The organism is Pseudomonas sp. GL_090 (genome assembly GCF_057837765.1).
This window is the reverse complement of record NZ_CM174452.1, coordinates 2650779-2665106: the sequence shown is the minus strand read 5'-3', so window position 1 is coordinate 2665106 and position 14328 is coordinate 2650779. Positions and strand designations below refer to the sequence as shown.

Sequence of the window (14328 nt, the reverse complement as noted above, 5' to 3'; positions counted from 1 at the left end):
GACTGCCGCGTCCGGCCTTCACCTGCCTTCCCAAACGCGGAGTTTGCCCATGTTCGGCTTGCGCAATATTTCCATTAGCTGCCGTCTGTGGCTGATTTTGCTGACATCCATCCTGATGCTGCTGATTCTCGCCGGCCTGATGCTCAAGCAGAGCCATGACGACCTTTATACGGCCAAGGCGCTGAAAACCCGCCACGTGGTCGAGACCGCCAGCGGCATCCTGCGCCACTTCCAAAGCCTGGAAGGCCAGGGTCTGAGTCGTGAGCAGGCGCAGCAGCAGGCCATCGCGGTCATGCGCGACTTGCGCTACGACCGTGAGGATTACTTCTGGCTCGAAGACCTCGACACGCGAATGGTCATGCACCCCAATGCCAAACTCGAGGGCAAGCGCATGTCCGGCACACTCGATCCGGACGGCAAGGCGCTGTTCGATGAAATGGTTACCACGGCCAACCGCGATGGCGCAGGCCTGGTGCACTACCGCTGGCCCAAGCCAGGTTCCGACGCGCCGGTGGAAAAAGTTTCCTACGTTGAATTGTTCAAGCCCTGGGGCTGGATTGTCGGCTCGGGCATCTACATCGACGACGTGCAAGTCGAGTTCCGTCGCCAGTTGATTCAAGCCTTCGTCATATTGCTGACGATCACCCTGCTGCTCAGTGCGCTGATCCTGCTGATTGCCCGCAGCATCGCCTCGCCACTGGCGCGGGTGGTCGATGCTATGGAGAACATCGCCAGCGGCGAAGCCGACCTGACCCGCCATCTGGATAACCGTTGGCGCGATGAACTGACAGACCTGAGCGGCCATTTCAACGTGTTCACCAACAAGTTGCGTGGCGTGATCGGCCAGTCCATACAGTCCGCCGACAGCCTCGACCAGGCTTCGAAGTCCCTCAGCGAAATCGCCGCCGACAGCCATAACCACAGCCAGCAGCAATCGCAGCAGATGGAACTGGTGGCCGCCGCCATCCACGAGGTCTCCTACGCCGTGCAAGAAGTGGCCAGGAACGCCGAGCACGCTGCCAACGAAGTTCGCCAGGCCGAAGAACAGGCACGTCGGGGCCAGCACAACATCGACAGCAGCCTGCTCCAGATCGACCAGTTGTCCGATACCATCGGCCAGGCCGTCGAGGTGATCCAGAGTCTGGCCCGGGAAAGCACCCAGATCGGCAGCGTGCTGGAAGTGATCCGCGCCATCGCCGAGCAGACCAACCTGCTCGCGCTGAACGCCGCCATCGAGGCGGCGCGAGCAGGCGAGCAGGGTCGCGGCTTCGCTGTGGTAGCAGACGAAGTGCGCTTGCTGGCCCAGCGCACCCAGCAGTCGACCGCGCAAATCCAGGACATGATCGAGCGCTTGCACGGCAACTCGGAAGCCGCGGTGAATGTCATCGATGCCAGCAGCCTGGCCGCTCGACAAACCGTGGAACAAGCCCACCAAACAGCTGAAAGCCTGCGCCAGGTACTCGGCGCGCTGCGCAATGTCACTGAACTGAACGCCTCGATCGCCAGCGCCACCCTGGAGCAGTCGCACGTGGTCGAAGACATCAACCAGAACGTGACCCGCGCCGCCTCTCTGGCCAACGAAAGTGCCCGGGCCGCGGACCGGTCCAACGAGGCGAGCCAGGAACTGGGCCAGCTTGCGGGACAGCTCAATCGGCTATTGGGACAGTTTCGCGTATGAGGTGGATGAGCAACATGCAGCCCTCCAAAACCCTTTTTGCGGTGTCTGTCGACGAAGAGCGCAACACGCGCTACCTGGAAACGCGGCACAAGGCGGTCGAGCTGTTCGCCCGGCATGGTTTCAGCCGGGTCAGCATGCGTGACCTGGCCACATGTCTGGGGATCACCGCCGGCTCCCTCTACAACCACATCGAAAACAAGGAGGCACTGCTGTTTGAGCTGATCGAGGCGCTCTACGAAGCATTGCTCGATTGCGCCCGCCTGGTAATCCGGCGCAAATCCGCCCCCACTGTACGACTGCACGCCCTGCTTGAGGCGCACCTGCGGCTCCACGAGCGTATGGCCGCGCATTTCCGCCTGGCTGAGTACGACCTTCATTGTTTGAGCGGCGAACAGCAAGCCACGATTCTGACCCTGCGCCGACGCTACGAAGAGCATCTGCTGGAGGCCATGGAGCAACTCACCGGTCAACCGGCTGGCGCCACTCTGCGCGCGACCATGAGCGGTATCGTTTCCCTGCTCAATCAGCTACCGGCCTGGGTCGGGGAGCCCCGGGCCGGCATTGGAGCACGCCGCAAGCTGCTGCATGAGATGGTGATGGGTACTCTGCTGGGTGCATTGCGGGCAACTCAGGGCGACGGCAGATAGGCCATCTGGCGTGACTCGCCCATCAGCAGCGGACGATTGAGTTGCGCGCAGGTGCGCAGGTAGTCGGCCACCAGGGTAATCCTCTTGAGGTTGCGCAGGTCCTCACAGTAGTACATCCAGAACTGGCGGGTGACCTCCACCTGATCCGGCAGCACCTCGCACAAGCGCGGGTCGGGACCGGCGAGGAAGCAAGGCAGGATCGCCAGCGCGCGCCCTTCCAGTGCCGCATGGTACTGGGCGACCACGCTGGTGCTGCGCAGGCGGCTGCGCGCGCCGAGCATCAGGTCGTTCAGGTAGAGCAGCTTGAAGCTGAAGGCCAGATCATCGACGTAGGTCACGAACGGGTGACCGGCCAGGTCCTCGCGACAGCCGATCGGCGGATGACTGGCCAGGTACTCCGGTGTCGCATACACACGCAGGCGGTAATCGCACAACCGCGAGCACACGTACGGACCGCGCTCGGGCCGTTCCAGGGTGATGGCGATGTCTGCCTCGCGCCGTGACAGGTTGACGAAGTGCGGGACCGGCAAAATGTCCGCCGAGATATGCGGGTAGTGCTCGAGGAAATGGCTCATCTGTGCGGCGATGAAACAGGAGCCGAAGGCTTCGGTACAGCCGATGCGCAGGTGCCCGGCGAGCCCCCCGGTGGTGCCGAAAACCTGCTCGCAGGCTACCAGCAGCGTACTTTCCAGGGTTTCGGCGTGGCAGACCAGGCGCTGCCCCTCCACGGTCAGGACGAAGCCTGCGGTTCGCGATTTCTCGAACAACATGGCACCCAGGCTCTGCTCCAGGGCGCGGATGCGTCGCGCTACCGTGGTGTAGTCCACCCCCAGGCGGCGGGCTGCCCCGCTGGCGGTGCGGGCACGGGCGACCTCGAGGAAGAAACGCATGTCGTCCCAGTTCAAGTGACCTTGCGTTGTACTTGCTAGCATATTCATCAGGCTTTCCTGCCGTACTTTGAGAGGGCCAGTGAATAAAAAGCGCGGGCCAGGGCGTGGGAAGGCGCCGCGCAACGCTCAATCGTCAGAACTGTTCGTCAGCAAGGCCGTACAGGGGCGCACTGCCGGCACGGATGCTGGCTTCCAGACTCAGCGTCCGCGGCAGCAGGCGGGCGAAGTAGAAGTCGGCGGTGGCCAGTTTGGCAGCGTAGAACGGCGGGTCCCGGTCGAGTCTGGAGCGGGCCACGGCGGCCATGCGCGACCACATGTAGGCGTAGGCGACATAGCCGAACAGGTGCAGGTACTCCACGGAGGCTGCGCCGACTTCGTTGGCGTCGGCTTTGGCCCGCTCCAGCAACCAGTTGCTGAGACTCTCCAGGCGCTCCAGGGACTGCAGCAGTTCGCGGCCATAGGCGCTTTCGTGGTGCAGGGCGAAATGGCGGACTTCCCGAGCGAACAGGCGCAATGCGACGCCATCGTTGGCCAGCACTTTACGTGCGAGCAGGTCCAATGCCTGGATGCCATTGGTGCCTTCGTAGATCTGTGCAATGCGCACATCACGGACCAATTGTTCCTGGCCCCATTCGCGGATGTAGCCATGGCCGCCGAACACCTGCTGGCCGTTGATGCAGCTTTCCAGGCCGGTGTCGGTAAAAAACGCCTTGGTCACTGGCGTCAGCAGCGCAACCAGGATCTGTGCGTTATCGCGCTCGCTGGCATCGTCGGAAAACTTCGACAGATCCAGTTGTTGCCCGACATAGCTGGCGAACGCGCGACCGCCTTCGGTCATGGCTTTCATGCCCAGCAGCATACGTCGCACATCCGGGTGAGCGATGATCGGGTCGGCCGGTTTGTCCGGGGCCAAGGCACCGGTGGGAGCCCGACCTTGAATGCGCTCGCGGGCATAGGCGACGGCGCTCTGGTAGGACGCCTCGGCGCAGCCAATGCCCTGAATGCCAATCGACAGGCGTTCGTAATTCATCATGGTGAACATCGCCGCCAGGCCTTTGTTCTCTTCACCGACCAGCCAGCCACTGGCGCCGTCGAAGTTCATCACGCAGGTGGCCGAGGCCTTGATGCCCATCTTGTGTTCGATCGATCCGCAACTCACGGCGTTGACCGCGCCAAGGGAGCCGTCGGCATTGACCAACACTTTAGGCACGATAAACAGCGAAATGCCTTTCGGACCAGCAGGCGCGTTCGGCAGTTTGGCCAGTACCAGATGCACGATGTTCTCGGTCAGGTCCTGATCGCCCCCGGTGATGAAAATCTTGCTGCCGGTGATCTTGTAGCTGCCGTCAGTCTCAGGTTCGGCGCGGGTGCGGATCAGCCCCAGGTCGGTACCGGCATGGGCCTCGGTCAGGCACATGGAGCCGGCCCAGCGGCCTTCATACATCGGTGGCAGATAGAGGTTCTTCAGGGCTTCGCTGGCGTGGGCGTCCAGCGCCAGGCAGGCCCCGGAACTCAATGCGCTATACAGTGCAAAACTTGAGTTGGCGCCGTAGAGCATCTCTTCGAACTGCACGGCCAGCATTTTCGGCATGCCCATGCCACCGAACCCGGGGTTGCCGGACAGTCCCACCCAACCGCCTTCGATGTAGGTCGCGTAAGCCTGTTTGAAACCGACGGGGGTGGTAACCCGGCCGTCATGCCACTGCGCGCCCTCCTCGTCGCCGCTGCGATTGAGGGGCGCAATCAGGTGCGAGGTGACTTTTGCCGCCTCCTCGAGAATGGCGTCCGCCGTATCGGTGTCGATGCTGTCGGCCAAGGCCGGCAGGCGCGCCCACATGGCCGGGGCATCGAACACTTCGTGCAGCACGAAGCGCATGTCGCGCAGCGGGGCTTTGAATTCAGGCATAACGGAAACCTCGTTGGAACGGTTTTGTCATGGGCAGGGCACAGCCGAATTCGGCCTGCACGAACCCGCGGCAGCAGGTCAAACACCTGCTGCTCGATAGATGCAATGTCAGATCGGGTTAGAGCGCCTTGGCCCGGTCGCGCAAGACATACTTCTGGACCTTGCCGGTAGAAGTCTTTGGCAAGAGGGTAAAGATCACTGTGCGCGGTACTTTGAATCCGGCCAGGTGCTCACGGCAGAAACTGATGATGTCAGCCTCGCGAACGTTCTGGTGATCAGCCTTCAAGGTCACGAACGCACAGGGTGTTTCGCCCCATTTTTCATCGGGACGGGCAACCACGGCTGCTTCCATCACACCCGGGTGGCGATAGAGCACGCCTTCGAGTTCGATGGTGGAAATGTTCTCGCCGCCGGAGATGATGATGTCCTTGAGCCGGTCCTTGATCTCGACGTAACCGTCTGGATGCCAGACGGCCAGGTCACCCGTGTGGAACCAGCCGCCCTCGAACGCTTCGGCAGTGGCGGTCGGGTTCTTCAGGTAGCCCTTCATGACGGTGTTGCCGCGCAGGAAGATCTCACCGATCGTCTGGCCGTCACGCGGGGTTGGCTCCAGCGTTGTGCTATCGCCGACCATCACGCCTTCCAGCGTCGGGTAGCGCACGCCCTGTCGCGACTTGATCTGCGCCCTCTCCTCCAGGGAAAACTCATCCCATTCGGCGTGCCAGGCGCAGACCGTCACCGGGCCATAGGTTTCGGTCAGGCCAAACACATGAGTGACCTTGATGCCCATCTCTTCCACGGCACCGATGACTTTGGCCGGTGGCGCAGCACCCGCGACCAGGGCATTGACCGGGTGATCGATGGCCGCTTTCGCTGATTCGGGCATGTTCACCAGTGCATTGAGCACGATCGGCGCACCGCACAGGTGAGTGACCTGATGCTCGCGGATCAGCGTGAGGATTTTCTGTGGATCGACCCGGCGCAGGAAAACGTGCACGCCCGCCAGGGCGGTGATGGTCCATGGGTAGCACCAGCCATTGCAATGGAACATCGGCAGGGTCCAGAGGTACACCGGATGGTTGCCTATGGCCCAGGTCATCTGGTTGCCCAATGCGCTCAGGTAAGCACCGCGATGGTGGTAGACCACGCCCTTGGGGTTGCCGGTGGTGCCCGACGTGTAATTCAGCGAAATGGCCTGCCACTCGTCGACCGGCCATTGCCAGTCGAATGCCGGGTCGCCTTCGGCCAGCAGCGCTTCGTAGTCCAGGTCGCTCGCGGCCTGACCTTCACCGTATTCCGGGTCATTCACGTCGATCACCAGAGGCGGGTGATCGAGCATGCCAAGCGCCGCCTGGATCACCTCATGGAACTCGCGGTCGGTAATCAACACCTTGGCTTCGCCATGCTGCAGCATGAAGGCGATCGCCTCGGCATCGAGGCGCACGTTGAGCGGGTTGAGCACGGCGCCGATCATCGGCACACCGAAATGCACTTCAAGCATCTCGGGAATGTTGGGCAGCATCACTGCCACCGTGTCGTCCTTGCCGATACCGCGACCGGCCAGCGCCGAGGCCAGGCGTCGGCAACGGGTGTAGGTCTGCGCCCAGGTGCGGCGAATCGAACCGTGGATGACGGCGAGGTGATCGGGATATGTACTGGCTGTGCGCTCGATGAAACTCAGCGGCGACAAGGCAATGTGGTTGACAGCCGAAGGGCCTAGGCCTTGGTCATAGATAGACATGTGCGGGTACTCGATGGCTGATTGTTAGCTCTATGGTTGACCTCGTCGAGGTCACCTTCAAAGTCCGGATTGCTTTATATAACATCCAGCCATGAATATGGAAGTACAACCTACATCGTATAGTATATATACTATATATGATCCTTTTGACTCCAAATCACCGCCGCCAGCCCTCCAAGGCTGGTATATGCTTGGTTTCCCTGAGAAAGTGGACCCGCAATGACCCTGACGCCCGTTCGATTGCACAGTTGGTTGCGCCTGCAGCGCGAGGGTGTGTCTCTGGCTGCCCGGGCCGATGCATTGTGTCGGGCGCTGCAGGAATGCCCTGAGGTACAGAGGGCGGTTTACCTGAGCTGGCAACCCAATGCGCGGATCTACAGCCATGAGGGCGCCGCCCAGCATTTACCGCCGGGACTTGGCGACCCGGCGCTGGCCAGCGACCAGTTGCTCTTCGAACATCTGGTCGAGGCAGGCCGCCTGGGCCTGGCTCAAGTCCGTCAACTCGATTGCTGGTTGTCCGGCCGCTTGCGCCGGGCCGCGATCAGCCATGGCCAGGTATTTGATCTGGCCTTGCAGCCGGGGCAGCCGGGGTTGTTGCTGGTGCAGGTGTGCGAGGGCGTGAGTCTCGATTGGCTGGGCTGGGTGCAGGATTTGCTGACGACGCTGCTGAGCAGCATCAACGGCATGTTGCGTGGTTCGCCGCTGCTGGGCCACGATCCACAACCGAGCCTGTTGCTCGATGCACAAGGTCGACCGCTGGAGTTCAACGCGGCACTGATGGCACTGCTCGCCGAGAAGTCGCTGACCGATGTGTTGGGTTTTTTACCGGTCAATCATCGGGTGCTGGTGCGTGCCTGCCTGGACCAGCAACGCGCCATCGAAGGCGTCGAGGCGCAGTTTGAAGCGCAGATCCTGATCTGGACGTTCATCCCCGACCCCCAGGACAACCGAGTGCTCGCCCGTTGCCGCGACGCCACGGCTCAAGTGCTGGCGGAGCGTGAAGCGGCCACCGCACGACGGCTGTACCGGCTGATCATCGAAAACACCACCGACCTGATTTCCCGCCACACGCCGGATGGGCGCGTTATCGATGCGTCACCGGCATCCTGGACCTTGCTCGGTTACTGGCCCGAAGAGTTGCGCGGGCAAATGGCCCAGGGTCTGTTTCATGGCCAGGATCTGGCCGACCTGGTGCAGCGCGCGCGTGATGCGCTGGAGCAGGATGGCTATCACACCATGACCTATCGCATCCGCCATCGCGACGGCCATTACCTGTGGTTCGAAACCGCCAGCCGGGCAATCCGGGAAACCTACACCGGGGCGGTGGTCGAAATCGTCAGCGTATCCCGGGACATCACCGCCCGGGTGCAGGCCGAGGAAAACAAGCGACGCCTGGCCGAAGTGGTCGAGGCCAACATCGACCCGGTGTTGTTCATCGCCCCCGAGGGCCAGGTCACTTACCTCAATCCGGCCGCGCGACGGATCCTCGGGATTGATGAGCAACAACCCATGCCGGCCCTGGCCGAGTTGTTCGCCAGCGGCGACCTTGCGCGCCTGCAGCGCGATGGCTGGCGCAGCGCCGAGCGCGACGGTGTCTGGAGCACCGATGCGCGGTTGCAACCACCGAGTGGCGGCACATCGGTGCCGGTGTCGCTGGTACTGTTGGCGCACCGTTCCGCCGGCGGCGAACGTTATTACTCATTGGTCGCGCGCGACATGACCGAGCGCGAGTTGCGGGAAGTGCAACAGCGCCGTCATCAGGACGAACTGGCACACACCGCGCGGTTGGTCACGCTCGGTGAACTGGCCTCGGGGATCGCCCACGAAATCAACCAGCCGCTGGCTGCCGTGGTCAATTATGCGAATGCAAGCCAGCGCTATCTACAAACGCTGGATTCCAATCCCCAGGCCGCTGCCAGAGTGACCCAGGGCCTGGAACGCATTACCCATCACGCGACCCACGCCTCCGAAGTAATCCGACGTTTACGCGCCTTTTTGCGCAAGGGACAGCGTCGCATGCAGGCGCTGAACCTGACCGACGTCGCCCGCGAAGCCGTGCGCTTGTGTGCCTGGGAGGCGAGTAATTGCCAAGTGACAATCGAGGATCGACTGCCGGATAATCCGCCACCCGTTTATGCCGACCGCGTGTTGCTGGAACAGGTGCTGCTCAACTTGTTGCGCAATGCCATCGACGCCAACCGTGAGCAACATCCCGGGCAACCCTCTGTGATCGTGATGGCCGTGGAGCATGGCAGTGGCGCCTGCGTGGAAATCAGTGTGCGAGACCAGGGGCCGGGCGTCAGCGAGCCGGAACTGGAGCAGATATTCACCCCGTTCTACACCAGCAAGGCCGATGGCCTGGGGCTCGGTCTGTCCATGAGTCGCAGCATCATCGAAGGTTTCGGTGGCGAACTGAATGCCCGACGCCAGCCTGTCGGGCTGCTCATGTGTTGCCGCTTGCCGCTGGCCGGCCCAACAAAACAACAATAGGAATCAGGTAATGGCAGGTGTGACGGAGCACGTTGTGTACGTGGTCGATGATGACCAGGGCATGCTCGAATCGACGGTCTGGTTATTGGAGTCGGTCGGGATCAAGGCCTTGCCGTTTACCAGTGGCGTCGCGTTCCTCGAAGCCTGCGATGCAAGCCTCGATGCCTGTGTGCTGCTGGACGTTCGCATGCCCGGTATGGGCGGGTTGAACGTGCAGGAAGAAATGCGTGTGCGCCAACTGAACCTGCCGATCATCTTCGTCAGCGGGCATGCGGATGTGCCGATCGTGGTGCGCGCGTTCAAGGCCGGCGCCCATGACTTTATCGAGAAGCCCTACAACGAACAACTGTTGCTGGACAGCGTGCAACAGGCGCTCAGCAACTGTGCCGCCAACCGTTCGGGCAACCAGGGCCACGAAGCCTTGCAGGCGCGCTTGCTGACCTTGACCCCGCGCGAGCGCGATATCCTGTTGCCACTGGTGCAGGGTTACACCACCCGCGAAATCGCGGAGCAACTGGGCGTGAGTGCAAAAACCGTTGATCTGTACCGCGCGCGCGTTATGAAACGCATGCAGGCCAACACGCTGCCGGACCTGGTGGGCATGGCCATCGCCGCGCGGATGGTCGATCCGCTGAAGTTGCGTTGATCCCTCAGGACAGGTTTTCAAGCAACTCCAGCGCCTGACCGAAATCGAAGCGCTCCGCTTGCCAGACATGGACCATCCCGAGGCAACACTTCCTCTGCCGCCCCAGCGCAAGAAAGCCTGGCTGCGGTTCTCCAGGGCTGCCCGGCGTCGAGCGGCGCAGCCATCGCCCTCATATTGTTGGTCAATAGTCTGTTTGAGGTATTACCCGGCGCGGACCTTGATTGACTATGACGCCAGGGATTTTCGGTCATCCGGATGGACCAGACAGCACGACCGCTGCCCCATCCATCAACCGCAACGAGGAGCTTGATAGCTATGGAAAAAGTCATCTATCTGCTGTGGCGTGATACTCAAGTCAGTCCTGATACCTTCGCCCATCGCCTGCGTAGTGAGGTTGCCGGGCAATTGCAGGCACTCGGTGCCCATGGTGTGCAATTGAACCTGTGCGATGCCGATGTGCAGCCAGCCGCCGGTCTGCGTCAGGAGAACAACCGGCCATTGCCCGATGGCAGCCTGTCGCTGTGGCTGGACAGTGCCAACGGGCCGGCTCGTCGCCCGTTCGACCAGTTGATCAGCACGGCAACGGCGCGCATGGCCGCCTACCTGGTCTGCGAATCGGTCGCCATCGCCAATACCCGCTTCCCTTCAACCCCCGGTGAGCGTACCCACGGGTTTGCCCAACTGGCCCTGCTGACCCGCCCTCCACACCTGACCCCGGAGGCCTGGCTGGACATCTGGCGCAACCATCACACGGCGGTGGCCGTGGACACGCAAGCCAACTTCCAGTACGTGCAAAACCTGGTGGTGTCGGCACTGACCCACGGCGCCCCACGGATCGATGCCATCGTCGAAGAATGTTTTCCGCCAGCGGCCATGACCGACCCCATGGCCTTTTTCGATGCGGCGGGCGACGATGCGAAATTCCAGCGCAACCTGGCCGCGATGATGGACAGTTGCAGCCGCTTCATCGATTTCGACAAGATCGACGTGCTGCCCACCAGTCAGTACCGCCTGTAGGGCCGGGAAATCGTCAAGCGTGAAACGTGTCAGGGCCCGGCATCCGGGCCCTGATGCTCAGGTCTTCCCCAGGGCGCCATCGAACGCGGGCGTCAGCCCCGACAACTCCAGCTTGCGCACAAAGTCGCCAAGGCGCTGCTGCTTGTAGGCGTCCACGTCCATGTCTCGGTAATCGTAGAAACCCTGGCCATCGCGCAAGCCATTGCGACCGTTTTGCATGTTGTCGGCGATCACTTGCGGCGACTCGAAACGCGGTGACAGGGCTCCACTCAGGTACCGCGAGGCGTAGTACAAAATGTCGCCGCCGCCCCAGTCGATGAACTCAAGCAGGCCCAGCACCGAGAAGCGCAAACCAAAGCCGACGCGCACCGCCGTGTCGATATCTTCTGCGCTGGCCACGCCCTCTTCCACCATTCGTGCCGCTTCGTTCATCACCAGTGCCTGAATGCGCGGCACGATGTAGCCGGCCACCGGATTGCACACCACGGGCACCTTGCCGATGCGCTTGAGCAGTTGCAGCAGCCGCTCGACCACCTGCGGGCAGGTGGCTTCGCTGCGGCTGACTTCCACCAGAGGCATCAGGTACGCCGGATTGAGCCAGTGCGCGTTCACGAAGCGCGCAGGCGTACTGACCATTTCGCTCAGCTCGGTGACCAGGAAAGTCGAGGTGGTGGACGCGATGATGGCCGACGCCGGGACATGCTCGCTGACCCAGGCGAAGGTCTCCTGCTTGACCGCGATGACTTCCGGCACCGCTTCGAACACCAGGTCGCACTGAGTCAGTGTTGCTGCGGCCTGGGATTTCGATTGCAGCGTCAACCGGGCTATCGCGATGTCCGCCTGATCCCCCTCGAGCACACCAAGGCGTACCAGCCTCTGCAGTTCGCTGCGGATGTTGTTGCACACACGCTCGAAGTAACCGTGCCGCTCATCCTCGGCGCGATCCTTGATGTCGATGAGGGTCACCGGCAGACCGGCATGGATGAACGCCAGGGCTATGCCCTCGCCCATCCTGCCGGCGCCGACCACGCTGACTTGGGGCAGCGCGGCGTTCATCAGTTGTAGCCCTTGGTCAGAAGCTCGGTCATCTGCGCCCGACTCAGCTTGGCCAGGCCGAGGTTTTCCAGGGTGCGGCCTTCGGCGTAGAGATCCCGTGCAGCGACGACCGAGGCAATGCTCAGCAGGCCCTGCGCAACCGGGGTCGGCACGCCGGCCCAGCGGCCGACGGACACCAGGAAGGACAGGCCCAGGCGGGTGTCTTCGAGCATGTAGCGGTGTTTCTGCAGGTCGATCTCTTCGCGCCAGTCACCGCTGTCGGTCAGCTTGCCATGGGCACCGCGACCGTACATCCACTCGTCGCCTTCGGTGGTGTTGTAGTGGTCGGCCAGGGGGAAGTGCGGAGCACCGTAGGTCAGTGCTTCGCGCACCGCCATGCGCTCGGCATCGAGCTGATTGGTCACGCGACGAATCGACGGCTGGGTGCCTTCGTTGTGGATGTCCCAGGCCTCGAAATGCTCCAGTGGACCTGCGTTCATCATGATCAGCGGCGGATGGATGATGGGGCCTGCGTTCATCAGCGCACCGCTCAGGGCGTCTTCAATCGGCTCGACGCTCGGGTAGGCTTCGCGCAGTACCGCGAAAGCATGCTCGGACAGGTTGCTGGGGAATACGCCGGTCGGCAGGCGGGTGGCGTAGCCGCTGATCACCAGGTCGCTGGCGCCATGCTTGCGCACCAGGTACGGCAACGTACCGGTTTCAGCGAAGGCGACCTTGCTCCGGTTGCCCGCATCGGCCATGGCCTTGGCGAACACGAAGCTGCCGAAGGTGCCCGGCGGCAGGAACACCACCTGACCGTCGTGCAGGTGCGGCGCAACATGTTTGGCCAGGTCTTCGTGGGAGGTCGACGGCAGCGGGATGATCACCAGTTGCGCATCGCCCAGGGCTTCGGCCAGGTCGTCAGTGAACGAGAGCTTGTCGCCCTGCTGGCCGACGGACAGTTTGCGAGTGCCCTTGTAGTCCTTGATGGTCAGGCTGCCGATGGCCAGCAGCTCCTTGAGTGCGGCGCAGTCTCGACGCCACAGACGGGTCTGGTGCCCCTTTTCAGCCATTTCGACAGCAGCGGCGTAACAGCCGTGACCACCACCCAGCACGGTAATATTCATGCAGATACTCCTTTTGTTAGAGACTCGATCCTATCGAGCCGCACCGCCCCGGACTCATCCGATTGCGCAGCCGAATGACGGATTGCGCAGGAGTCTCAATGCTTGCGCCGTCGCAGGGTGTCCGACGGTAGACAGCCATAGCGTTGCCGATAAGCGCTGGAGAAATGCCCGAAACTGTTGATGCCGTGACGCAACAGGATATCGGTGACGGTTTCGTAGGCATTGCCCTGTTTGAGCGATTCGTGGATCACCGCCAGGCGACGGTCACGGATGTACTCGACCGGCGCCTGCTGAAGGAACTGGTTGAAGCCGTTTTGCAAGGTGCGCACCGAGACGCCACACAGTTCGCTCAGGGTCGTCAGGCTGATCGGTTCGTCGAGGTGTTCCTCGATGTAGTCACGGGCCTTTTTCACGTGGTGTGGCAGCGGCGCGCGCGAATCGATCAACAGATCCGCCGAGTAGTTGTGGGGCAGCTGTGTGAGCAGCAGTTGCATCAGGTATTCGGACAGGCCGCTGGCGAGGCGCGAACCGTCCACGCCGCTGCCGTACAGCCGGCAGATGTAGTCCAGGGTGTGATAGAGGCTGACGACGCCGGCGCCCAGGTGGTCGACGCTGATATCAAAGATCACCGATTGGCGCAGACTGCGGTCTAGCAGACGTTGCAGTTGCGTCTCCAGGGCATCACGGTCGACGCGCAGGATCAGGTTGCGGCACTCGCCATCGGTGACGATGCGGCTTTGCGCGAACGGCGAGGAAACGCTCAGGTAGCCCGACTGCATCGCCGCGCTGCGCCGCCCGTGGGCCACTTCGCAATGCCCCTGCAAAGTGATGCGAAACAGGTACTGATCGGCAATGTCGCCGATGGTGATCTCCACTGGCGCGCCATAGCGCAGGTCGAGCAGCGCCGAATCGCCGAAGAATACGCCGTTGAGCCGGGTATGGATCGGCTCGTCACGCAGCACGTTGAAGCTGTGCGGGCACAGGTATTGGCTGACCTTGTCCTTGATCTCGCGGTAATCGGCCGAGCTGAGCAAGCTGTGCCGTTCCAGCAGGTGTACGTCATTCAACATCAAGGGTTCTCCTGACCTGGAGCGCCTCGACCCCGCGCCCTTCAAGGGAGCGAGGCCGAGGCGCCGATCGTGGACTATGAC

General features: G+C 62.3%; 11 protein-coding genes. 5 read left to right on the top strand and 6 right to left on the bottom strand.

The window, feature by feature from the left end:
- Window positions 1-49 precede the first annotated feature (49 nt).
- Complete coding sequence (locus AC3ITA_RS11900; protein ID WP_150673351.1) at window positions 50-1678, top strand: methyl-accepting chemotaxis protein; 1629 nt, start codon at window positions 50-52, stop codon at window positions 1676-1678.
- The gene (locus AC3ITA_RS11895; RefSeq protein ID WP_414927766.1) at window positions 1675-2325 is read left to right on the top strand and encodes a TetR/AcrR family transcriptional regulator; all 651 of its coding nucleotides are present in this window, start codon (window positions 1675-1677) and stop codon (window positions 2323-2325) included. Before AC3ITA_RS11900 ends, AC3ITA_RS11895 begins: the two co-directional genes overlap by 4 nt.
- Here the strand turns inward: AC3ITA_RS11895 and AC3ITA_RS11890 are convergent.
- From AC3ITA_RS11890 to AC3ITA_RS11880, 3 genes are all read right to left on the bottom strand, one after another.
- On the bottom strand, window positions 2307-3263 hold the full coding sequence (locus AC3ITA_RS11890) for a LysR family transcriptional regulator (protein WP_150673349.1): 957 nt from the start codon (window positions 3261-3263) through the stop codon (window positions 2307-2309). The two genes, AC3ITA_RS11895 and AC3ITA_RS11890, sit on opposite strands and share 19 nt — an antisense overlap.
- Window positions 3264-3348: 85 nt before the next feature.
- Window positions 3349-5121: an acyl-CoA dehydrogenase C-terminal domain-containing protein gene (locus AC3ITA_RS11885; protein WP_150673348.1), complete on the bottom strand. Its 1773-nt coding sequence runs from the start codon at window positions 5119-5121 to the stop codon at window positions 3349-3351.
- 118 nt (window positions 5122-5239) lie between these two features.
- Entirely contained in the window at window positions 5240-6862 is a 1623-nt protein-coding gene (locus tag AC3ITA_RS11880) for an acyl-CoA synthetase (protein ID WP_150673347.1), read from the bottom strand.
- Between the two features lie 219 nt (window positions 6863-7081).
- On the opposite strand from AC3ITA_RS11880, the gene AC3ITA_RS11875 reads away from it, so the two are divergent.
- The 3 genes from AC3ITA_RS11875 (at window position 7082) to AC3ITA_RS11865 (ending at window position 11015) form a co-directional block, all read left to right on the top strand.
- Window positions 7082-9352 carry a PAS domain-containing sensor histidine kinase gene (locus tag AC3ITA_RS11875; protein WP_489280373.1) on the top strand — a complete coding sequence of 757 codons (2271 nt, stop codon included), beginning with the start codon at window positions 7082-7084 and terminating at the stop codon, window positions 9350-9352.
- 10 nt (window positions 9353-9362) lie between these two features.
- A complete protein-coding gene (locus tag AC3ITA_RS11870; RefSeq protein ID WP_150673345.1) occupies window positions 9363-9998 on the top strand; it encodes a response regulator transcription factor in 636 nt (211 codons plus the stop codon).
- Between the two features lie 315 nt (window positions 9999-10313).
- Window positions 10314-11015 (top strand): EthD domain-containing protein, encoded by a 702-nt coding sequence (locus AC3ITA_RS11865; RefSeq protein ID WP_489280371.1) that lies wholly within the window; start codon window positions 10314-10316, stop codon window positions 11013-11015.
- A gap of 57 nt (window positions 11016-11072) precedes the next feature.
- Here AC3ITA_RS11865 and AC3ITA_RS11860 read toward each other — a convergent pair whose 3' ends face one another.
- The 3 genes from AC3ITA_RS11860 to AC3ITA_RS11850 form a co-directional block, all read right to left on the bottom strand.
- Window positions 11073-12071 carry a 3-hydroxybutyryl-CoA dehydrogenase gene (locus tag AC3ITA_RS11860; RefSeq protein WP_150673343.1) on the bottom strand — a complete coding sequence of 333 codons (999 nt, stop codon included), beginning with the start codon at window positions 12069-12071 and terminating at the stop codon, window positions 11073-11075.
- Window positions 12071-13177, bottom strand: coding sequence for an NAD/NADP octopine/nopaline dehydrogenase family protein (locus AC3ITA_RS11855; RefSeq protein ID WP_489280369.1), 1107 nt, complete (start codon window positions 13175-13177; stop codon window positions 12071-12073). The genes AC3ITA_RS11860 and AC3ITA_RS11855 overlap by 1 nt, the downstream gene beginning before the upstream one ends.
- 95 nt (window positions 13178-13272) lie before the next feature.
- The gene (locus AC3ITA_RS11850; protein ID WP_414927763.1) at window positions 13273-14247 is read right to left on the bottom strand and encodes an AraC family transcriptional regulator; all 975 of its coding nucleotides are present in this window, start codon (window positions 14245-14247) and stop codon (window positions 13273-13275) included.
- Window positions 14248-14328: the final 81 nt, after the last annotated feature.